Here is a 21,464-nt window from a genome sequence, read left to right as displayed (position 1 = left end):
AAGTTATACTTTTTTTATTCGTTTTGATAGATCATTCATTAACTCTAACACAATTTGATCTTTCAGTAAATATAAAGAGATTAAATAACCTAAACCTCCGAACAATAGAGAGAAAACTATTGTTAAAAAATTTGTAATATCAAGTTGCGTAACTAAATATATTATACCAGTTAAAACTCCTCCAGCAAAGAAATAATTTAAGTTTGTTCGATTAAAAGCCCTCGTTTCTACTAAAAATTTTCTAGTCAAAATTAACATCAATACAACTCCAAAAATCTCTACTAATAACGCAATTAAAGACGTTGAAATCTCTTGGTATTTTGGAATAAAAATAAGGTTTAAACCAAAACTTATCAAGGCAGAAATAAATACAATTATTGTGTAATATTTTTCTTTTCCCTGCGGATATAACACCATAAAAGCTAAATAGTAAGCTATACCTACAATAAAAACTAAAAATGATAATATTTGCATGGGAAGAATGGCTTCAACAAATTCATTCCCTGCCATTATAAATATAATTTCTTTAGATAAACTAAAAATGATTAAACTTGCCGGAACTGAGAAGAATAGAATATATTTTAGTGTTTTATCTAAATAAATTCTATAATTATCGTATTGTTTATTCTCATACAAATAAGATAATCTTGGTAACATGACCGAGCCAAGTGTTGTGACGAAAAGTATTGCAAAACGAACCAATTTATTTGCTGTCGAATAAACTCCCACATGTTTATCTCCTGCAAAATATCCTAACAAAGTATTATCTAATTGTAGATAAATACTAATTGATATTGTTGCCAAAAAAATAGTTAATATCCCTTGTAAATGTGCTTTATACTTTAAATCCTTAAATTTTACAGAACTTAAGTCGATATATTTTCTGAGATAAAACAAATTAAAAATATTAGATACAACAATAGATAATGTTATAATTAAACCATAAAGAATGTAATCTTCCTTTGATGTAACTAAAAGAAAAACAAGTAATAACATAATCAGTTTCACAACAATAGTTCTGATTGTTATATACTTCTGATCTTCAACACCTTGATAAAACCACTCAACACCTAAATTTGTAAATAAAATTGAAGGAGACAATACCAAAATAATATATTGATAAACAGATAATATTGGTAAAAAATACATTAAAGTAAAAAGCGCCATATATGAAATCAAAGTAACAATTATCAAAATAATCATTAACTCTACCAATACTTTTGTGCGTTGCTCCAAATTATCTCTCACTTTTGCTATTGCTCTAATCCCATACATTGGAATTCCTAGAGCCGAAAAAAGTAAAAAATAAGTTATAATAGAATTTGCATACTCATACTTCCCAATATTCTGAACACCTAAAACTCTGTTTATATAGGGGAAAATTATTAAGCCAATCAAAGTCGTCACAAGAGTTCTTGTGATATTCAACAAATAATTAACCTTAATATTTCTAACTTTCATTCTGCAAATTAACTCAACTTTTTATGAAATTTATTTTTAACAATATAATCTATTCGCATTTATACTATTTCCAAAACGCAACTTTCTTCCTTTTCTTATAAAAACATCTTCATATATTTTTACATTTCTCATCTAATTTATTCCGTAAATTTGTTTTTACATTTTAAACCAAATTATTTGAATTATGTTCCTCGAAAATACCTTTAATCATCATCAAAAAAGTGGATGGATAGAAGTCATCTGTGGCTCAATGTTTTCTGGTAAAACTGAAGAACTTATACGCCGCCTAAAACGTGCTGAATTTGCCAAGCAACGTGTCGAAATCTTCAAACCTACTGTTGATACACGTTATGCAGATCGCGAAGTTGTTTCGCACAATCAAAATTCTATCAATTCTACTCCTGTCGAGTATTCTTCTGCCATTTTACTATTAGCAGACGATTGTGATGTTGTGGGAATTGATGAAGCTCAATTTTTTGATGACGGAATCGTAGAAGTTGCCAACGAATTAGCTAATCAAGGAAAACGTGTTATTGTTGCAGGATTAGATATGGACTTTAAAGGTCGTCCTTTTGGACCAATGCCTAACCTATTAGCAACAGCAGAATACATTACAAAAGTTCATGCAATCTGCGTTCGTACAGGAAATTTAGCCAATTATTCGCACCGTAAAATAGACAGTGATCGCCTTGTAGAACTTGGCGAAGTACTAGAATATGAACCTTTAAGCCGTGCGGCTTTTTGGGAAGAACACAACAAACAAAAAGTTGAAAAGTTATAATCTACATCAAATAGCAAGTATCATCAATGGTACTTTGATTGGAAATGAAAACGAAATCATTGACCAAATATTCTTTGATTCTCGGATGATCGTCAATCCAACGCACGGAATTTTCTTTGCTTTTCACGGAAACCAAAAAGATGGACATTTGTATTTACAAGATGCTTATCAAAGAGGAATTCGAAACTTCGTGGTCGAAAAAGCGTTGACTAATTTTCCGAATGCAAATTTTATCGAAGTCGAAAATCCACTTCTTGCATTGCAAAATTGGGCAAAAATTCATCGTAAACAATTTCATTTTCCAGTGATCGGAATTACCGGTTCCAATGGAAAAACGATTGTCAAAGAATGGTTGAATCAATTGTTATGGAAAAAATTCTCGATTGTTCGTAGTCCAAAAAGTTACAATTCTCAATTCGGAGCAGCGCTTTCTGTTTTGCAAATGGAGGAGAAAAACGATTTGGGTATTTTCGAAGCTGGAATTTCTTTACCAAATGAAATGCAAAATCTCGAAGAAATTATTCAGCCCACAATTGGTGTGTTAACAAAAATTGGAGAAGCGCATTTAGAAAATTTCAAAAATCAAGATGAATTGATTCAGGAAAAACTAAAATTATTTTCGAACGTAGAAAAATTAGTTTTCAATATCGACAATGAAAAAGTTCTTCAAGCTATTCTTGAAACTCAACATTTAGCAAAAATAGATAAATATACATATGGTTACTCCAATTCTGCCACTGTACAAATCAAGCAAATACTAAGTAATCAGACCAATACACAAATTTCTATTTTACATAATCAAGAAGAATTTACCTATTCGATTCCTTTTATCGATGATGCTTCGATTAAAAATAGTTTAATTTGCTTAACGACTTTAATCAGTTTAAATATTGATTACAAGCAGCTTAAAAACGAATTCAATCAGCTTCTACCAATCGAAATGCGTTTGGAAATTAAAGAAGCGATTAATCATTCAATTTTAATTAATGATACCTTCAATTCTGATCTAAATTCATTAAAAATTGGTCTAAATGTGTTAAATCAACAACCTCGCGATAAAAAATCGTTGGTGTTGACGGACATTTTACAAAGTAACTTGTCTGACGAAGATTTATATCAACAAGCAGCCGATTTAGTCAACCCTTATCATTTTGATGAAATTGTTTTGATTGGAGAAAAAATTTCTCAGTTCAAGCATTTATTCGAATCTTATGTTCGTTCATTCAATTCGACTGAAGAATTTTTAGAACAATTCAAACATCAGCATGTCGACAACGAAGCTATTTTATTAAAAGGCGCTCGTCCGTTCAAATTAGAAAAAATTTCGAATGAATTAGAAACTCGTTCCAACGATTCTGTTCTCGAAATTAATTTGCAACACCTAATCGAGAATATAAATGTGTATCGCTCATTGCTAAAACCTACCACAAAATTGATGTGCATGGTGAAAGCGAACAGTTATGGAACAGGAAGTTTTGAAGTGGCAAATACCTTACAAAATAACGGTGTAGATTTCTTGGGCGTAGCAATTGCAGACGAAGGAAAAGAATTGCGCGAGGCTGGAATTACTGTTCCAATCATCGTCATGAATCCAGAGCAAAGTAGTTATTCTACGGTTATCGATTATCAATTAGAGCCAGAGATCTATAGTTTGCGTGTCTTGAAATTATTTATTCAGAAACTACAAGAAAAACAGATTTCTTCGCCTTATCCAATTCACTTAAAAATGGAAACAGGTATGAATCGTCTTGGCTTTCACGAAGATGATTTCGAAGAATTAATTGCCATTCTAAAAGATAATTCGCATGTCTATATTCGCTCAATTTTCACGCATTTAGCAACTGCCGATATGCCAGAAGAAGAAGATTATGCGAGATATCAATTGAATCGTTTTGATAACAGTTATGCGGCAATTACAACTGCGTTAAACATAAAACCTATCAAACATGCATTAAATTCTCCTGGAATTGTGGCGTATGGTGAGCATCAATATGACATGGTTCGTTTAGGAATCGGGATGTATGGCTACTCTGAATATACTGATTTTATGGAGAAATATTTGAAACCTGTTGTGCGTTTCAAAACGGTAATTTCTCAGATTTCAGAGATTGAGAAAGGCGAAACTGTAAGTTACGGTCGCCGTTTTACAGCGGAGCGTCATACCAAAATTGCAACTTTACCTGTTGGTTATGCAGACGGAATTCGCCGTTCGCTTGGTTACGGAAAAGGAAAAGTGGGAATTAATGGACATTTGGCTACAATTACCGGAACTATTTGTATGGATATGATGATGGTTGATGTAACCGATATTCCGTGCAAAGAAGGTGACGAAGTAACTATTTTTGGAAACTCGCCAACTTTAGCTGATGTTACCGAGTGGTTGGGAACAATTCCTTATGAAGTCTTGACTTCGGTTTCCCAACGTATAAAACGCGTTTATTACAAAGAATAATATACAGATAGAGTTACTGAAAAGTAGCTCTTTTTATTTTAGTTTAAACTTCCATCAAATTAATTATCATTCATTCATACGCAAAATAAATCCTTATCTTTATTCCACAATTAAGATAAACTTATGCGCAAATTTTTCGCTCTTTTACTATTCATTTCAAGTCTTTCTTTCGCTCAAGAAGTTAAGAATGATTCGACACGATTAAAAGTCGGTGTTGTGTTGAGCGGTGGTGGAGCAAAGGGTTATGCACACGTTGGTGCTTTAAAAAAAATTGAAGAAGCAGGAATTAAGATTGATTACATTGGCGGAACAAGTATGGGCGCTATTATTGGTGGTTTATACGCTGCGGGTTACACGCCTGATGAATTGGAGAAGATAATGCATCAATTGGATATTTCTTCACTTATAACGCAAAATAAAGATCGTGCTGAAATTCCCTTTTTTGAGAAATCATACAAAGAAAAATACATTTTAGAATTACCTTTTGATAAATTCAGATTAACGATTCCAAACGCTATATCTAAAGGGCAAGGTCCGCTAGATTTATTAACATATTTGTTCCGTCCAGTTCATGACATTGATGATTTTAACAAACTTCCTACACCATTTGTTTGTATCGGAACTGATATCGAAACGGGGGAAGAAAAAGTTTTTCGTTCAGGCTTTTTGCCGCGTGTTGTTTTGGCTTCGGGTGCTTATCCTACAATGTTAGATCCTGTAACAATTGATGGCAGAATGTATGTAGATGGTGGTGTTGTAAACAATTTTCCTGTAAAAGAGGTGAAAGAAATGGGTGCTGACATTATCATCGGAGTCGAGTTAGGTGATGGATTACAAAAGCGTGACGAACTAAATTCTGCAATTGATATTTTGAGTCAAATTATGACAATGAGTATCGTTAAAAAGACAAATGAACAAATGAAAATGGTTGATTTGTTGATTAAACCTCAATTAAAAGAATATGCTGTAACAAGTTTTGAGGATGTTGATTCTATCTACAAAAAAGGATTAATTGCAGGTGATAAAGTTTCGGATCAATTAAAAGAAATTGCAAAAAAACAAAACGCAATTAACAAGACGAGAAATGAAATAAAGTTGGATGATTATGTTTTGGTGAAAGATATAAAAGTTGATGGTTTAAAAAATTATAACGAAAATTATATTGAAGGAAAATTAGGGATTCGAACTCCTGAACTAATCAGATATGACGATTTAAAGAATGGAATTTCGAAGTTATACGCTTCTGGAAACTTCAATAATATCACCTATAAAATTTCTGAACTTGACGAAAATGAGAATATTTTAACCTTAAATGTTCAAGAAAATAAGACCAAACAATCCATTCGTTTTGGCTTGCATTACGACGACTTATTCAAAACTGGGCTTCTTTTGAATTTCACTTCAAAGAATTTATTTCTTAAAAACTCTATTTTATCAGCAGATGTTGTTGTAGGTGATTATGCTCGATATAATGTCAATTTTTTCATTGATAATGGTTACTATCCAAGTATAGGGTTCAACTCGTTTTCACACTATTTTGATAAAGAAATTGACTTAAGAAACTTCTTTCAACAAGATAATATTTATAAAAAAGTAAACTACAATTTCCGAGAGTACATCAATCAATTGTACATTCAGTCTACTTTGAAAGAAAAATATGCTATCGGAGTTGGATTAGAACATCAATACACCAAAGTTTTCACCAATAATTATATTCAAGCAAATGATGATTTTCCTGCAAAAACGGAAGGTTATTATTGGAAAGCTTATGGATATATAAAGGCTGATAATCGTAATAATGCCAATTTTGCACGAAGTGGTTTAAAATTTGATGGAACTTTCAAGTATATATTTGATTCTAATGTAAATGGATTCGAAAATAACTATTTGTTAGAATCTAGTTTAGAAGCAAATTTTCCGTTAAATAATTTCCTAAGTTACAGATTTACTGCTAACTTTGGAACCTTTTTTAATGATAATGTAACAATGCCTCAAAAGTATTTTTTAGGAGGTTATGTTGAACAAGATTTTTTTAATTATTCTAAGTTTTATGGTCTTCCATTTGGTTCTGCTATTGGCGATAATCAATTAATTTTTGGATCACATTTACAAGCTCGAATTTTGAAAAATCATTACACAAGTCTTTTTATGAATATTGCAAATATTACAGATCGATTTGAGCAACTAAGTTTAACAGATTACAAATATCTTGGATATGGCGTTACCTATGGTTATGATAGTCCATTAGGTCCTTTAAATTTCATTTGGAGTTATTCGCCTTACACAAAAAAAGGATTATTTAATTTAAGTTTAGGTTACTGGTTTTAGAGCAATGATAGAATTATTTTACGAAACAGATTTTGAGCTAAAAGATGCTCAAACATGGATAGATTGGATCGTAGAAAGTATGAAGAACGAAGGAAAAACGATAGAAGAATTAAACTATATTTTCTGTGATGATGAATACTTACTTCAAATTAATCGTCAATATTTAGATCACGATTATTATACAGATGTTATCGGTTTTGATAATTCTGTAAAAGATGAATTGATGGGAGATATCTTTATAAGTATAGAACGAATTAAAGATAATGCAGAGCAAAACAAGGTAACTTTTGAAAATGAATTAGCACGTGTTATCATTCATGGAACGTTACATTTCGCAGGCTATTTAGATAAAGAGCCAGACGAGAAAGAATTAATGACTTCTAAAGAAGATCAGTATTTAGCAACATTTAGTCATTATCTAAATGCATAATGTTCCACGTGGAACATTTATTATTTTAACAAGAAAAATAAGTTTACAAATCAAATGATATTTCAATCAGAATATGATGTAATTGTAGTTGGTGGCGGACATGCTGGTGCAGAAGCAACAGCCGCAGCAGCCAATTTAGGAGCAAAAACACTTCTAGTTACAATGAACTTACAAACAATCGGGCAAATGTCTTGTAATCCTGCTATGGGTGGAATTGCAAAAGGACAAATTGTTCGCGAGATTGACGCTTTAGGTGGATACTCTGGTATAATTACCGACAAAACTGCGATTCAATTCAAGATGTTGAATCTTTCAAAAGGTCCTGCCATGTGGTCACCGCGTGCGCAGTCCGATCGTATGCGTTTTGCAGAAGAGTGGAGACTATCTTTAGAAAGAACAGAAAATGTTGACTTCTTCCAAGATATGGTGAAAAACCTAATCATTGAGAATGGTAAAGTTTGTGGTGTAATTACTGCTATGGGAATGAAAATCCGTTCAAAAGCTGTTGTACTTACAAATGGTACATTCTTAAATGGTTTGATTCATATTGGAGAAAAACAATTTGGTGGTGGTCGTATGGGAGAATCAGCTGCATTCGGAATTACGGAACAATTAGTAGATTTAGGCTTCGAAGCTGGACGAATGAAAACTGGAACTCCTCCGCGAGTTGATGGTCGTTCTATTGATTATACGAAAATGGTTGAACAACCAGGTGATGAAAATCCTTCGAAATTCTCATATACAAATACACCAAAATTAACCAAACAACGTTCTTGCTGGATTACTTATACAAATCAAGAAGTTCACGATTTATTACGTGAAGGTTTTGATCGTTCTCCAATGTTTAACGGAACAATTAAATCAACTGGACCAAGATATTGTCCATCTATCGAAGATAAGATTAATCGTTTTGCAGATAAAGATCGTCATCAAATTTTTGCTGAACCTGAAGGTTGGCACACGATGGAATTCTACATCAATGGTTTCTCAACTTCTTTGCCAGATGATATTCAAGCAAGAGCTTTACGTTCTGTTCCAGGTTTTGAAAATGCAAAAATATTACGTCCTGGTTATGCTATAGAATATGATTTCTTCCCACCTACACAACTTAAACATACATTAGAAACTAAAATAGTTGACAACTTGTATTGTGCTGGTCAAATTAATGGAACAACAGGTTATGAAGAAGCTGCTTCCCAAGGTTTAATGGCTGGTATAAATGCAGTTTTAAAAATTCAAGGAAAAGAACCGTTTATCTTAAATCGCAACGAAGCTTATATTGGTGTTTTAATCGATGATTTAATTACAAAAGGTACAGAAGAACCTTATCGAATGTTTACGTCTCGTGCAGAATATCGTATCTTATTGAGACAAGATAATGCAGACGAACGTTTAACAAGAAAGAGTTTTGAACTTGGTTTAGCATCTGAAGATCGTTTAAAAAGAATGGAAGAAAAGTTTGACAAGGCTGAAAAGCTTGTGAACTATTTTGAAGAAAATTCAGTAAAACCACAAGAGATCAATGACGTTATTGAAGAACGAGAAGGTACACTTTTGAAACAACCAAACAAAATGATTTCGGTTATTACTCGTCCAGAATTAAAACTTACAGACTTTACAAGATTGAATCGTGTAAAAGAATTTGTAGAAGAAAATAACTATGATCAGGAAGAGCTGGAACAAACAGAAATCCAGATTAAATACAAAGGTTATATCAAAAAAGAACAACAGAATGCTGATAAATTACACCGATTAGAGAATTTAAAAATTCCGACAAATATTGATTATAATACATTTGGATCGATGTCAATTGAAGCAAGACAAAAATTAACCAAAATAAGACCTGCTACTGTAGCGCAAGCATCACGTATAAGTGGAGTTTCGCCGGCAGATATTAGTGTATTATTAATTTACATGGGAAGATAATATGGAAAATGTTCCACGTGAAACATCTCAAGAAAATCCTTCTTTTGAAGGATTTTCTGGTGTTAAGAAATTAAGTTTAAAAGATTATTTTTTGACAGGTGAAAACTTCGAGATCTTTGAAGATTCGAAAACAGGAGTTTTATACACTCTCCCCCAACCTATCGAAAATTTAGGTAAATATTACGAAAGTAAAAATTACATTTCGCACACCGATGGAAAAAAATCTGTCTTTGAACGTTTTTATCAAATTGCAAAATCAATTAATTTAAATGATAAATTAAACTTGATTAATAAGATTGCAAAAGGTAAAAAAGTATTAGACTATGGTTGTGGTGTTGGTGATTTTTTAGAACATCTACAAAAAAATGGTTACGATGTTTTGGGAATGGAGCCAAATGATTCAGCACGAAGAATTGCACAAAGTAAAATTGGTATAGAAAAAGTTACTTCTACAGAATTAGAACAAACAAATGAAAAATTTGATGTAATTACGCTGTGGCATGTTTTAGAACATATTCCAAATTTGAATGAAATAATTACTCAACTTAAGAATCATTTAACAAAAAGTGGTACCTTAGTAATAGCTGTTCCAAATCATCAATCGTATGATGCTAATTATTATGGTGAACATTGGGCAGCATATGATGTACCTCGTCATTTATGGCATTTCACAGAGACCAGCATGCACAAGTTATTTAGCAACTTTGGTATGAAAATTGAATCTATACATCCCATGAAGTTAGATTCGTTTTATGTGAGTCTACTATCTGAAAAATATAAGGGAAATAAATTGGGATTTTTGAATGCAATTCGAGTTGGATTAAAATCAAACTCATTAGCAAAGAAAACTGGTCAATATTCATCTTTAATCTATACAATCAAAGTCGAAAACTAAAATAAAGCGTTTTAAAAGACTTTTTTGATCAGAAATGAATCTTTGTATTGATTTTTAAAAATATTGATTTAAAACTAATTTATAGAAGCCATTTTTTAGACGAAAAGTATAATAAATAAGGTAAAAGCTATGAAAAAAGGTATTTTATTATTTGGAATTTGCGCAACAGCATTATTAAGTTCTTGTGCATCTACAACAACTGCTAAACAAACAATAGAAACAGGAAAAGAAGTACGTGGTGCTTGGACATTAACTACTGTTGACTATTCGGGGTTATCAAATAACGAAGTTCAAGGAAATGTAAAAGTGAACGAAACTGTTGCAAAAGTTTTTGATACTGCAAATCCAGAATGTTTTGAAGGTTCTACATGGAATTTAGTACAAAACAATAAAAAAGGAACATACACTTTCAATAATGGTGGTGGTGACTGTCCTGCTGGAACGGCAAACATTATTTGGAACTTAGTTCAAGATGGTTCAACAACATACTTTACATTTAAGGATGTTACTGGAATCAAAGCAAAGCAAAATACTGCTGGATACAAAATGAGAGTTGATCAAGTTGATGCGAATTCAATGCGATTAGTTCAAGATGTAAATGCGAATGGTAAAATTGCTCAAGTAATTTATACATTCCAACGTTAATCAATTAAACTTAAAAATTATGAAAAAATTAAATACAAAAATAGCTGCAATCGTATTAGGTGGATCATTTATTATGTCTTCTTGTACGGCGGTACAGAATGCAAATAACACACAAAAAGGTGCTGGTATTGGTGCTGTTGCTGGAGGTGTTATTGGTGGTATCTTAGGTAATAACATTGGTAAAGGTGGAAACACTGCTTTAGGTGCTGTTATTGGTGCTGCAGTAGGTGGAGCTGCCGGTGGTGTTATTGGTAACAAAATGGATAAGCAAGCTCAGAAAATTGAGGAAGTTTTACCAGGTGCAGAAGTTGTACGTACTGAAGAAGGAATTAACTTAATTTTAGATGAAAATTCAAGAGTTACATTTGATTATAACAAAGCTTCATTAACTTCTGTTGCTAAAACAAATTTAGATAAGTTAGTAGAAGTTTTCAACGAATATCCTGATACAGATTTATTAATTGTAGGACATACTGACAATGTAGGTTCACAAGGTTACAACTTACCTTTATCTCAGAAACGTGCTCAATCTGTTAAAGATTATTTAGTAGGAAAAGGAATTTCTTCTTCTCGTTTAACATCTAAAGGAAAAGGTTTAGAAGAACCAATTGCTGATAATACAACTGCAGAAGGACGCGCTCAAAACCGTCGTGTAGAGATTGCAATTACTGCAAATGAAAAAATGAAAGCTGACGCTGCAAAAGAAGCTGGTCAGTAAGAATCATTTACATTATAAAAAAAGAAAAGCGTTCATTTACTGAACGCTTTTTTTATTTGGAATGATTTTGAAATTATTTAAAATTAACTACAAACCATTTATTATTTATCTTTTCTAAAGTTACTTGATAGCTCTTTGATGTTTGATCTTTCAAACTTGTGCTAACTTCAACAAGCGCAACTTTTTCATCAGCATCTAATACTTTTGCTTCGTTAATAGAAGCTTGTTCTAAAGCCTTTATAGCATCATCTCCAGAGAATTTTTGATACGTAGACCATTCTCCACTTCTTGTTAAAGCAAAAGCTCCAGAATAATTCTTTTTAGCAATATTATTCATAAAACGATTTGAAAGAGATTTTACCATTCCAGCTTCTTTGCTTACATGCGCAGGAGCAGTTGTAACAACAGAAGTAGAATCTACAATTGTTGCTCCACCAATCAATTCCGTCGGTACTTTTATTGCTTTACGATTCGTTAAATAACGCTCAGAATTAGGTACGCGAACCAAAATATCTAAACGATCATTCTTAATCTTAGATGCATCTAGCGAAGAATAATTAAACTTAATGGCACTTTTACGATACAAATCATCCATAGAATTAGGATCTATCGTAGATCTAAAACTATATACAATATTACCAGAATTAAAAACCTCAATTGTTGCAGTAACTGCTTCTTGCAATTGAATTTCTTGTCCTTCTGCATTATAGAAAAAAGGAGAAATTGAAACACCTTGATCATCTTGTTTCAAACTAAAATCAAAACGTTGAACAGCAGAAGTAGCCTCAGTAGAAACTTCTTCAGGTTTTATTGAACCAACTTTAGGAATACCATTTGCCAAAGGCACTTGATTACGATTCCACGTTAATTTATTCTCCAAAGCGGTTTTCTCTGCAATATCAAAAACCTCATCTACAGTTTTTCCATCTAACAAAGTACGAACCGCAGACCAACGTCCTTCCTCATCCATAGTAGGACTTGTTTTATATTCAAAAACAATCTGCAATGCTTCTTTAAACTTATCTTGTTGCATAACAGGTAATGCTTTTGAAATTTTATCTACCGTTTCGCTAAAAGTTTGCGGAGTTGAAGAATCAATTTCAATATTATCATTTTTACAACTGATAATCATTAAAGCTAACGAAGCAATGATGAATAAACGTTTCATAATCTATGAATTAAAGCGGTTTAAATTAAAGTTTTATAAGCAGTAAATATACTAAATACTTGTATTGATAAAGAAAATATTTTGAATAAAAATAAAAAAGTAGGTTGAAAAAATCAACCTACTTTCTATATATAAAACAACTAAAAACTGAAAAAAATTCTATTTTAAATTTCCATAGGAACTTCGATTAACATTAGCTGAGAACCAGCTTTTACGTTAAACGAAAGTTCATTTGTATTTGTAATTTCGATTACATCACGACGAGAAATTGTTTGACCATCAAACTCTACTTCACCGTCTACAACCATAAAGAAAACACCATTACCTTCTTTCTGTACTTTATATGTTTCTTGTTTATCTTCTGTATAATTACCTAAGAAAATCCAAGCGTCTTGATAAATCCAAACTCCTTGATCATCTGCATTTGGAGAAAGAACTTGATATAATTCATTCTCTTTAGCAACTTCACGAACAGAAATTTGTTGATAACGAGGTTCTACATTCATTTTATTTGGGATAATCCAAATCTGGAAGAAATGTCCTTCTTGATTCTCGTAAGCATTCATTTCACTATGAAAAACTCCAGTACCAGCACTCATAACTTGTACATCCCCAGACTCAATAACAGAACCTGTTCCCATTGAATCTTCGTGAGAAATTCCTCCTTTTGTCGGAATTGTAATAATCTCCATATTATCATGAGGATGTTTTCCAAATCCCATACCTCCTGTAATAATATCATCATTTACGACACGTAAAGCACCAAAATGAATACGCTCAGGGTCGTAATAATTAGCAAAACTATATGAATGTTTTGAGTTTAACCAACCATGGTTTCCTCCTCCTCTTGATTCTGATTTAAATATTTGATATTGCATAGTTTAAATTTTTATTCAAAGTTAAGTGTATGAAAATAATATGATGTTGATCTGTGTTAATTAATAATATAAATTACAAAAAATTATCAATTAGATAAAAATAATTTTACAAATATTAATGAAATGTTAAAGATAATTTCTATTTTAGCATTCTATTAACACATGAGTCACATATATGATATCTAACATTAACGGTTCTACTTTCGATTTAATTCTATGGATTATCGTACCTATCGTTATTGTGATATTAATTGCAGTTCTTTTGTATAAAGTATATAAAAGGCTAACAAAATAAAAAAAGGTTCCGAAATTTTCGGAACCTTTTTAATATCTAATTATTCTTTGACCAATCTATAATCTTATCACGAATAAATTCGGCTAATTTTACTTTACTTTGATGTGTCCAACCTGCAATGTGCGGCGCTAAAACAGCATTATCAGCATTAATCAAATACTGAAATTCTACTGGTAATTCTGAAGCAACCAATTTTTCAAAACTTGATTTTTCAAACTCTAAAACATCTAAAGCTACACCAAGAACGCGTCCATCTTTCATAGCATCAACCAAATCTTTTGTCACCACAGATTTTCCTCTTGCTGTATTCACAAAATAAAATGGCTTTTTGAATTTAGAAATGAACTCAGCATTAATCATTCTTGTAGTCTCAAGAGTTTGAGGTGTATGTAAACTAACTACTTCAGCACGCTCAAAAAAATCTTTCAGAGAAACTTGTTCAGCAAATTGATTTCCTTTATTTGGCAAAATATCATAACAAATTACATTAACATCAAAACCTTGCAAACGTTTCGCAAAAGCGTTACCCATATTTCCATAACCAATAATACCAACTGTTTTACCTTTTAACTCATCACCACGATTTTCTTCTCGCTTCCAAATTCCATTACGCACTTCGATATCGGCTCTGCGTAAATGATGCATCAACATTAACAACATACCTACAGCATGTTCACCGACAGAATCGCGATTACCTTCTGGTGAATTAAACAAAATAATTTTTCGCTTAGCAGCATAATCTTCGTCTATATTCTCAAGTCCTGCCCCTACTCTACCGATAAACTTTAAATTAATTGCTTTACTTAAAAAATCTTTATCTATTGGAAAACGGCTTCTTACAATTAATCCATCGTAATTGGCAATTTTCTCTTCAATACTTTCTTTAGACGAAACATAATCTTCATCAACAATAAATCCAGCATCACGAAGACCATTGTTTAAACATTCGTGATTAGAATCTATTGCCAAGATTTTATAAGGTAAGTTCATGATAAATTTTTATCAAATTTACGACGAAACAAGATGCTAAAAGAAGAAATAGTGAAATAAAATCACTATTAACAAATGGTTGAAAACGTAGTTAACAACAAGTTAACTAATTAATATACAATAAAATAATTTGTTAATTAATAAATGATATTCAGTGCACTTGGAATGACTTTAACTTTTACTTGAAGTGAACTAGATTTAAAAATCTCACCATCAATTTGATAAGTAATTGGTTCTCCATCTAAACTTTCAATCTTGAATTTCTTAACCTTCTTGTAATTAGCCTTTTCCAATAAATCAATCTTTTTGGCTAAAACTAAAACCGAGAAATAGAACTGTTCAAAAACATCCAAGTCCTCAATCATCAATAAATCAAGCTCTCCATCAGCTAAATCAGCTTTTGGAGTAAAAGAAATGCCGTATCCTGCAATGTTAGAATTAGAGCAGAATAAATAATAAAAACTCTTCTCGATAATAACATCATCTATATAAAGACGGAACAATTTAGATTTATAATTGAGTAACGTTTTAATCGAAGCATCAAAATATCCTGTAATGGTTCGCTTTTGATTTTCCTCATATGTTTTGATAACTTCTGCATCAATACCAAAACCAAGATTACTAAAAAAATACTTATCCTCTACTCTACCAACATCAATTGTATGAATCGTATTCTTCTTGATAATTTCGATTGCTTTGTTAATATCTTTTGGAATTGCAAGATTTGAAGCCAAACCATTACCTGATCCGGCAGGTATAATTCCGAGAGGAATTTTAGTATTTACCAAAGCGTTTGCAACCTCATTTATAGTACCATCGCCACCACAAGCTACAATAACGTCTGCATTTTCTGCAATAGCTTCCGCAACCAACTGTTTTGCGTGAAACTGAAACTGCGTTTCTTTCACAACAATCTCATCAGAAGAATCAAAATTAGCTTGTAAAAAATCAAGAGTGATTTCATGTTTTGCACTTCCTGAATTAGGATTAACGATGAAAATATATTTCATAATCTATAATTTGAAAATTATCAAACAACAAAATTAAGAAATCTAAAAGAATCAAATAGTTTAACGTCTTTTTTTGAGGAAAAACTATCAAAATCTTTCTAACTTTGTGCTATGAAAATTAAAGAAATTCAAAACGAAATAGTAGAAGAATTCTCATTTTTTGATGATTGGGAACAACGATATGAATATTTAATCGAGTTAGGAAAAAGCTTAAATACTTTAGCAGAAGAAGAAAAAACAGATGATAAAATTATCAAGGGTTGTCAATCTTCTGTTTGGTTAGATGCAGAATTAAAAGATAACACAATTGAATTTAAAGCTGATTCTAACGCTATTTTACCAAAAGGAATTGCAGCATTATTAGTACGAATGTACAATCACCAAACACCTAAAGATATTTTAGAATCTGATACAGATTTTATCAATGAAATTGGTTTATCAGAATTTTTATCTCCAACTCGCGCAAATGGATTATTAGCAATGGTAAAACAATTCAAATTTTATGCAATTGCTTTTCAATCAAAACAAAATAATGCTTAAAAAGCAACATAATTCATCAACCATAACAAAATGAACGACTTTTTAGGACAAGCATTTATATTCCTATTCTCTGCAGTAATTTGTGTTCCTATCTCCAAAAAGTTAGGAATGGGCTCAGTTTTGGGCTATTTAATTGCTGGAGTTTTGATAGGTCCTTATGTATTAGAGTTTGTTGGTAAAGATGGTACAGACATTATGCACGCCACAGAGTTTGGTGTTGTAATGATGTTATTTTTAGTTGGATTAGAACTTGATCCAAAAGAATTCTGGAAGATGAAAAATAAAATCATCAACCTTGGAGGAATACAAGTTTTAGGAACAATCGTTATTGCAACATTGATCGGAATGTTTGCCTTGGATATGAAATTATCTCGAGCAGCATCTATTGCTTTTGCTGTAACGATGTCGTCTACTGCCATTATTATGCAAACCTTAAACGAAAAAGGTTTGACGAAAACTAGCATTGGTAAATCTACCTTCTCTGTATTATTATTCCAAGATATCATGGTGATTCCAATATTAGCAATTATTCCGCTGTTAGTTGGTGATTCGCTAATTCAATCTATTGGAGACGATTCTAAAAGTTTATTAGTTGGTGGACCAGCTTTTATGAAAACTTTGGTAATCATCGGAGCATTAGCATCAATCTATTTTATTGGAAAGTATATCATTACACCCTATTTTAAATATGTAGGACAATTACAGGTAAGAGAAATCTATACTGCTTCTGCCCTACTATTAGTGATTGGTGTTTCTGTATTGATGCAAAAAGTTGGAATTTCTCCCGCATTAGGTGCTTTTATTGCTGGAGTTGTTTTGGCAAATAACGAATACAAACATCAATTAGAAAGTGATATAGAACCTTTCAAATCATTACTTTTAGGTATATTTTTTATTGCAGTAGGATCTACAATTAACTTCAAATTGATTGCTGATAAACCAATGATGATTCTTGGATTAACATTTGGTATTATGGCAGTTAAATCTTTAGTATTATGGTTTATTGGGATAAGATTTAAATTTAATTTCGATCAAAAAATACTATTCGTTCTACTTTTATCACAAGTAGGAGAATTTGCCTTTGTTATTTTGTCTTTAACAAGAAACCTTGAAATCTTAAACAAAGAATGGTACGATATGATGTTAGCAACAACTGCTATCACAATGGTTATCACTCCATTATTACTTGTTTTGAATGAAAAATTAATACTAAAATACTTTGGAGTCAAAACCAAAGCTGAACCAATTATTGAAAACGATAAAATAAATCCAAACTCTGCAGATGGGCAAATTATTATCGCTGGTTTCGGAGATTTCGGAAATACAATATGTCGTGTCTTAAAAAGCTCTGGAATCAAAGCTATTGTTCTTGATAACGACAGCGAACGAGTAGAAAAAATGCGCAAACAAGGTTTTAATGTTTTCTATGGTGATGCAACAAACGTAAATCTGTTAAAATCAGCAGGTGCAGAAAATGCAAAATATTTTGTTGCAGCACTTGATCCTCCAGATATTAATCAAAAATTAGTGTATATCGTCAGAAAAAACTTTCCTAATTTAGAGATTATTGTTCGTGCTAAAAACAGAAGTTATGCCTACAATTATATAAAAGATGGTTTGAATGAAGTTTACAGAGAAAATTTCTTTTCGTCGGTTTATGTTGGACGTCAGATTTTAATTAAATATGGTTTTTCTTACGAAGAAGCCTCTAAAATTGGAGAAATTTTTATCAAAAGCGATCGAAAATCGTTGCGAAGAATTGCAAAACACGCCGAAAACTCTGATGAATATTTTGAAGCATCAAAAGATGAATTTGAAAAGCAAATGAAAATGGTTGCAAAAGAAATCAATAGTAGAAATAATGTCGACAACGAATAAAAAAAAGTTATTAGTTATACGTTTTTCTGCATTAGGAGATGTCACAATGATTGCGCCTGTATTACAGGAATTTATTGAACAAAACCCTGATATAGAGGTTTATGTAGTGTCGAGACCGTTTATGCAAGCTATTTTCAAACAGTTTCCTCAAATCAACTTTATTCCTGTTGATATTGATAAGAAGTACAAAGGAATTTTCGGTTTGTATCAATTATATAGAGAATTAAAAAAACATAATTTTGATTACGTTGCTGATTTACATAGTGTAATTCGTTCTAAAATTATTACTAAATTCTTTCAATTTAATAAGACTAAAACTGCTGCACTTGATAAAGGGCACAAAGAGAAAAAAGCTCTAATAAGAGAAAAAAATCGAGTTTTTAAACAACTAAAGTTAACAACAGAACGTTATGCAGATGTTTTTCGCGAATTAGGTTTTAAAATCAATCTAAGTCATCAATTAGTATCCAAAGTTAATAAAGAAGACAAATCGATAGGAATAGCTCCCTTTGCAGCATATTCAAGTAAAATGTTTCCGTTAGAAAAGATGAAAATCGTTGCAAATAAATTAGCCGAAAATGGTTATAAAGTTTACTTATTCGGAGGAAAAAATGAAGCGAGCGAACTACAATCTTGGGAAAAGTTAAACGCCAACATACACTCATTAGCTGGTAAAACTACTTTTGAAGAAGAAATGAATCAAATAGCAAAACTACAAGCGATGATTTCTATGGATAGCGCTAATATGCATTTAGCCTCGTTAATGGGAACAAAAACCATCTCTATTTGGGGAGGAACACATCCTTATGCAGGATTCTTAGGTTATGGACAATCGATGAATGATGTAATACAAGATGAAACAATGACAATTCGACCAACATCCATCTTTGGAAAAGATCCTAAAAAGTTTAAAAATTATGATTATTTTCAAAATCTCAGCGCAGAGGATGTTTATCATCAAGTTATTAAAAAACTAGAAAATCAATAAAATATGAAGCATCTATTAGATGCTTTTTTTTATTTTTATACAAAACTACAAAACATGAAATCGAAACTTTTTTCACTAATTCTTTTACTTTCAACTACACTATTTGCGCAAGAACCAAAGGTAATTTTAGTTACATTAGATGGTGTACGTTGGAAAGAAGTTTTTCGAGGAATTGAAAAATCAATCCTTAATGACAAAAAATATACATCTACTATAAAGCAAACAACAGTAGATTTTTGGAACGAAGATTCTATTAAACGACGCGAAATTTTAATGCCTTTTACGTGGAAAACGATCAAAGACAAAGGCATTATTTTAGGAAATCGTGACGCCGAAAATTTTGTTAATCTAAGTAATAAACATCTTTGGTCTTATCCTGGATACAACGAGATTATCACAGGAAAAGCAGATGATATTAACATTGTAAACAATAAACCTGTTAAAAATCCAAATGTATCTGTTTTTGAAATAGCAAATCAACAAAAAGAATTAAATGGAAAAGTAATGGTTGTGGGAAGTTGGATGATGTATCCAAATATTTTTAATCAAGAACGTTCTAAAATTCTGATTAATGCAGGTTATCAACAAAGTTTCAATCCTAATAAAACTGAAAAAGAACTACTTATTGAACGTTTTCAACAAGAAACTCCACGCGAATGGAGTGGAACAAGATTCGATATTTTCACGCACGAATTTGCTTTAGAGGCAATGAAAAATCAAAAACCTAGATTACTTTTTATCGGTTATGGAGAAGCTGACGATTTTGGACATGATGAAGACTATGATCAATACATAAATGCGATTAATAGAAACGACAGAATGATTGAAGAGTTATGGAACTATGTGCAAAGTGATCCGTTTTATAAAGATCAAACAACAATAATTATCACAACAGATCATGGACGTGGAAATGGAAACGAATGGACGGATCACAATGATAAAGTTACAGGCTCAGACGAAGGTTTTATCTTGATGATTGGAAATGGCATTAAACCTAATAAAATTAAGCAAAAACAAACTTCTGTTAATCAAATTGCTTCTACTATTGCTGATTTATTGAAACTAAAAACATGGAATTATAAGGATTCTGGGAAGTCGATATTGAAGTAAAATAATAAGTTTATGATAAAATACAATTAAATATTTAAATCACTTTAAAATTTATTACTATGAAAAATTTAAAAGAATTAAGAATTAAAAAAATGAAAAATATTAATATTTATTTAATCATTTTCACCTTTTCTATCTTGTTTTTATTTATCTACTTTTTCAATGAAGGTTCTGAATTAGGAAAACTATTAGCAAATAGATATTAAAACTAAAAAGTAACTAATTTTTACATATAAAAAAGAACCCCTCTAAGAAGTTTTAGAGGGGTTAATATATTTTAATGTATTTGTTCTTGATTTATCAGTTGATTTTCTATCTTCTGATCAATTTCTTTAAAGAAACCAAAACCTTTCAGAATAATGATTAATCCGAAGATTAAAAGGCAAATTCCGACTCCTTTTCGTACCATATATACTTTCTGATCTGTAAAGCGTTTTTGTAGCTTTCCCGCAAGAAAAATCTTCCCTAAATCGATTACAAAGTAAGTGAGTAATACAATTCCCATATACAGCATAAAATCGCTTGGACGAGGATATTGAATCATGATCGAAGAAACAATTACAAACCAAAAAACAATCACACCTATGTTCAATAAATTCATGATAAAACCATTGATAAATGTGCGCAAATAATTGTTGCTTATCATAGTAGCTTCACCTTCAATATGTAGTTTTGGTTTAGAGAAATACATAAAAATTCCATAAATCAAAACAAAGAATCCTGCGATAATGTATATGCGATAAAATCTGGGATGATTGGTTACATAATCTGTAAAATCTTTACTCCCAAAGTATGCCGCTGCAATACATAAAATATCAGCAACTATTACTCCTAGATCTAGTACTACTGCAGTTTTCCAACTTCTACGTAGACTGGTTTCAATCAGTAGAAAAAATACAGGTCCAATTAAAATAGTACTTAATAAGAAACCTATTAGTATGGCCGAAAAAATTATTTCCATAACTCAATTA

18 protein-coding genes are annotated in these 21,464 nt (G+C 31.4%); 12 read left to right on the top strand and 6 right to left on the bottom strand.

The genetic code is table 11. The annotated features are described in order from the left end of the window. Nucleotides 1-3: 3 nt before the first annotated feature. A complete protein-coding gene (locus QHG34_RS07415; protein ID WP_282629575.1) occupies nucleotides 4-1,461 on the bottom strand; it encodes a flippase in 1,458 nt (485 codons plus the stop codon). A gap of 184 nt (nucleotides 1,462-1,645) precedes the next feature. Between QHG34_RS07415 and QHG34_RS07410 the strand changes: the two genes are divergently transcribed. The 8 genes from QHG34_RS07410 to QHG34_RS07375 all read left to right on the top strand — a co-directional run bounded on the left by QHG34_RS07410 (nucleotide 1,646) and on the right by QHG34_RS07375 (nucleotide 11,636). Continuing rightward, the gene (locus QHG34_RS07410) at nucleotides 1,646-2,242 is read left to right on the top strand and encodes a thymidine kinase (RefSeq protein ID WP_282629574.1); all 597 of its coding nucleotides are present in this window, start codon (nucleotides 1,646-1,648) and stop codon (nucleotides 2,240-2,242) included. After that, nucleotides 2,229-4,694, top strand: a complete 2,466-nt coding sequence (locus QHG34_RS07405) for a bifunctional UDP-N-acetylmuramoyl-tripeptide:D-alanyl-D-alanine ligase/alanine racemase (RefSeq protein ID WP_282629573.1) — start codon at nucleotides 2,229-2,231, stop codon at nucleotides 4,692-4,694. Before QHG34_RS07410 ends, QHG34_RS07405 begins: the two co-directional genes overlap by 14 nt. A gap of 123 nt (nucleotides 4,695-4,817) precedes the next feature. After that, nucleotides 4,818-7,022 carry a patatin-like phospholipase family protein gene (locus QHG34_RS07400; protein ID WP_282629572.1) on the top strand — a complete coding sequence of 735 codons (2,205 nt, stop codon included), beginning with the start codon at nucleotides 4,818-4,820 and terminating at the stop codon, nucleotides 7,020-7,022. Between the two features lie 4 nt (nucleotides 7,023-7,026). Beyond that, nucleotides 7,027-7,452 carry an rRNA maturation RNase YbeY gene (ybeY, locus tag QHG34_RS07395; RefSeq protein ID WP_282629571.1) on the top strand — a complete coding sequence of 142 codons (426 nt, stop codon included), beginning with the start codon at nucleotides 7,027-7,029 and terminating at the stop codon, nucleotides 7,450-7,452. A 54-nt stretch (nucleotides 7,453-7,506) separates the two neighbouring features. Then, nucleotides 7,507-9,378 (top strand): tRNA uridine-5-carboxymethylaminomethyl(34) synthesis enzyme MnmG, encoded by a 1,872-nt coding sequence (mnmG, locus tag QHG34_RS07390; RefSeq protein WP_282629570.1) that lies wholly within the window; start codon nucleotides 7,507-7,509, stop codon nucleotides 9,376-9,378. A 1-nt stretch (nucleotide 9,379) separates the two neighbouring features. Continuing rightward, nucleotides 9,380-10,273 carry a class I SAM-dependent methyltransferase gene (locus QHG34_RS07385; protein WP_282629569.1) on the top strand — a complete coding sequence of 298 codons (894 nt, stop codon included), beginning with the start codon at nucleotides 9,380-9,382 and terminating at the stop codon, nucleotides 10,271-10,273. Between the two features lie 129 nt (nucleotides 10,274-10,402). Continuing rightward, the gene (locus tag QHG34_RS07380) at nucleotides 10,403-10,918 is read left to right on the top strand and encodes a lipocalin family protein (RefSeq protein ID WP_282629568.1); all 516 of its coding nucleotides are present in this window, start codon (nucleotides 10,403-10,405) and stop codon (nucleotides 10,916-10,918) included. Nucleotides 10,919-10,937: 19 nt separating this feature from the next. Next, nucleotides 10,938-11,636: an OmpA family protein gene (locus QHG34_RS07375; protein ID WP_282629567.1), complete on the top strand. Its 699-nt coding sequence runs from the start codon at nucleotides 10,938-10,940 to the stop codon at nucleotides 11,634-11,636. Between the two features lie 73 nt (nucleotides 11,637-11,709). On the opposite strand, the gene QHG34_RS07370 is transcribed toward QHG34_RS07375, so the two are convergent. The 4 genes from QHG34_RS07370 to QHG34_RS07355 form a co-directional block, all read right to left on the bottom strand. Next, nucleotides 11,710-12,804, bottom strand: a complete 1,095-nt coding sequence (locus QHG34_RS07370) for a hypothetical protein (protein ID WP_282629566.1) — start codon at nucleotides 12,802-12,804, stop codon at nucleotides 11,710-11,712. Between the two features lie 164 nt (nucleotides 12,805-12,968). Next, a complete protein-coding gene (locus QHG34_RS07365) occupies nucleotides 12,969-13,682 on the bottom strand; it encodes a pirin family protein (RefSeq protein WP_282629565.1) in 714 nt (237 codons plus the stop codon). A 331-nt stretch (nucleotides 13,683-14,013) separates the two neighbouring features. Then, entirely contained in the window at nucleotides 14,014-14,967 is a 954-nt protein-coding gene (locus QHG34_RS07360; RefSeq protein ID WP_282629564.1) for a 2-hydroxyacid dehydrogenase, read from the bottom strand. 137 nt (nucleotides 14,968-15,104) lie between these two features. Continuing rightward, the gene (locus QHG34_RS07355; protein WP_282629563.1) at nucleotides 15,105-15,977 is read right to left on the bottom strand and encodes a diacylglycerol/lipid kinase family protein; all 873 of its coding nucleotides are present in this window, start codon (nucleotides 15,975-15,977) and stop codon (nucleotides 15,105-15,107) included. Between the two features lie 111 nt (nucleotides 15,978-16,088). On the opposite strand from QHG34_RS07355, the gene QHG34_RS07350 reads away from it, so the two are divergent. The 4 genes from QHG34_RS07350 to QHG34_RS07335 are packed head-to-tail and all read left to right on the top strand — an operon-like array spanning nucleotide 16,089 to nucleotide 20,493. Continuing rightward, nucleotides 16,089-16,517: a SufE family protein gene (locus tag QHG34_RS07350; RefSeq protein WP_282629562.1), complete on the top strand. Its 429-nt coding sequence runs from the start codon at nucleotides 16,089-16,091 to the stop codon at nucleotides 16,515-16,517. 30 nt (nucleotides 16,518-16,547) lie between these two features. Then, on the top strand, nucleotides 16,548-18,395 hold the full coding sequence (locus QHG34_RS07345; protein ID WP_282629561.1) for a monovalent cation:proton antiporter-2 (CPA2) family protein: 1,848 nt from the start codon (nucleotides 16,548-16,550) through the stop codon (nucleotides 18,393-18,395). After that, on the top strand, nucleotides 18,379-19,383 hold the full coding sequence (locus QHG34_RS07340) for a glycosyltransferase family 9 protein (protein ID WP_282629560.1): 1,005 nt from the start codon (nucleotides 18,379-18,381) through the stop codon (nucleotides 19,381-19,383). The genes QHG34_RS07345 and QHG34_RS07340 overlap by 17 nt, the downstream gene beginning before the upstream one ends. 54 nt (nucleotides 19,384-19,437) lie before the next feature. After that, nucleotides 19,438-20,493, top strand: coding sequence for an alkaline phosphatase family protein (locus QHG34_RS07335; RefSeq protein WP_282629559.1), 1,056 nt, complete (start codon nucleotides 19,438-19,440; stop codon nucleotides 20,491-20,493). A 277-nt stretch (nucleotides 20,494-20,770) separates the two neighbouring features. Here the strand turns inward: QHG34_RS07335 and QHG34_RS07330 are convergent, their stop codons facing one another. Next, nucleotides 20,771-21,454 (bottom strand): LysE family translocator, encoded by a 684-nt coding sequence (locus QHG34_RS07330; protein WP_282629558.1) that lies wholly within the window; start codon nucleotides 21,452-21,454, stop codon nucleotides 20,771-20,773. Nucleotides 21,455-21,464: the final 10 nt, after the last annotated feature.

Source organism: Empedobacter sedimenti (genome assembly GCF_030005555.1).
Classification (GTDB): Bacteria; Bacteroidota; Bacteroidia; order Flavobacteriales; family Weeksellaceae; genus Empedobacter; species Empedobacter sedimenti.
This window is presented reverse-complemented; position numbering and strand designations above follow the sequence as displayed.

What these genes read in the sequence shown, in the direction of transcription:
- QHG34_RS07365 (WP_282629565.1), bottom strand. Translation starts at nt 13,682, where the DNA reads ATGCAATATCAAATATTTAAATCAGAATCAAGAGGAGGAGGAAACCAT.
- ybeY (WP_282629571.1), top strand. Translation starts at nt 7,027, where the DNA reads ATGATAGAATTATTTTACGAAACAGATTTTGAGCTAAAAGATGCTCAA.
- QHG34_RS07400 (WP_282629572.1), top strand. Translation starts at nt 4,818, where the DNA reads ATGCGCAAATTTTTCGCTCTTTTACTATTCATTTCAAGTCTTTCTTTC.
- QHG34_RS07345 (WP_282629561.1), top strand. Translation starts at nt 16,548, where the DNA reads ATGAACGACTTTTTAGGACAAGCATTTATATTCCTATTCTCTGCAGTA.
- QHG34_RS07350 (WP_282629562.1), top strand. Translation starts at nt 16,089, where the DNA reads ATGAAAATTAAAGAAATTCAAAACGAAATAGTAGAAGAATTCTCATTT.
- QHG34_RS07380 (WP_282629568.1), top strand. Translation starts at nt 10,403, where the DNA reads ATGAAAAAAGGTATTTTATTATTTGGAATTTGCGCAACAGCATTATTA.
- QHG34_RS07335 (WP_282629559.1), top strand. Translation starts at nt 19,438, where the DNA reads ATGAAATCGAAACTTTTTTCACTAATTCTTTTACTTTCAACTACACTA.
- QHG34_RS07360 (WP_282629564.1), bottom strand. Translation starts at nt 14,967, where the DNA reads ATGAACTTACCTTATAAAATCTTGGCAATAGATTCTAATCACGAATGT.
- QHG34_RS07370 (WP_282629566.1), bottom strand. Translation starts at nt 12,804, where the DNA reads ATGAAACGTTTATTCATCATTGCTTCGTTAGCTTTAATGATTATCAGT.
- mnmG (WP_282629570.1), top strand. Translation starts at nt 7,507, where the DNA reads ATGATATTTCAATCAGAATATGATGTAATTGTAGTTGGTGGCGGACAT.
- QHG34_RS07355 (WP_282629563.1), bottom strand. Translation starts at nt 15,977, where the DNA reads ATGAAATATATTTTCATCGTTAATCCTAATTCAGGAAGTGCAAAACAT.
- QHG34_RS07375 (WP_282629567.1), top strand. Translation starts at nt 10,938, where the DNA reads ATGAAAAAATTAAATACAAAAATAGCTGCAATCGTATTAGGTGGATCA.
- QHG34_RS07330 (WP_282629558.1), bottom strand. Translation starts at nt 21,454, where the DNA reads ATGGAAATAATTTTTTCGGCCATACTAATAGGTTTCTTATTAAGTACT.
- QHG34_RS07385 (WP_282629569.1), top strand. Translation starts at nt 9,380, where the DNA reads ATGGAAAATGTTCCACGTGAAACATCTCAAGAAAATCCTTCTTTTGAA.
- QHG34_RS07410 (WP_282629574.1), top strand. Translation starts at nt 1,646, where the DNA reads ATGTTCCTCGAAAATACCTTTAATCATCATCAAAAAAGTGGATGGATA.
- QHG34_RS07340 (WP_282629560.1), top strand. Translation starts at nt 18,379, where the DNA reads ATGTCGACAACGAATAAAAAAAAGTTATTAGTTATACGTTTTTCTGCA.
- QHG34_RS07415 (WP_282629575.1), bottom strand. Translation starts at nt 1,461, where the DNA reads ATGAAAGTTAGAAATATTAAGGTTAATTATTTGTTGAATATCACAAGA.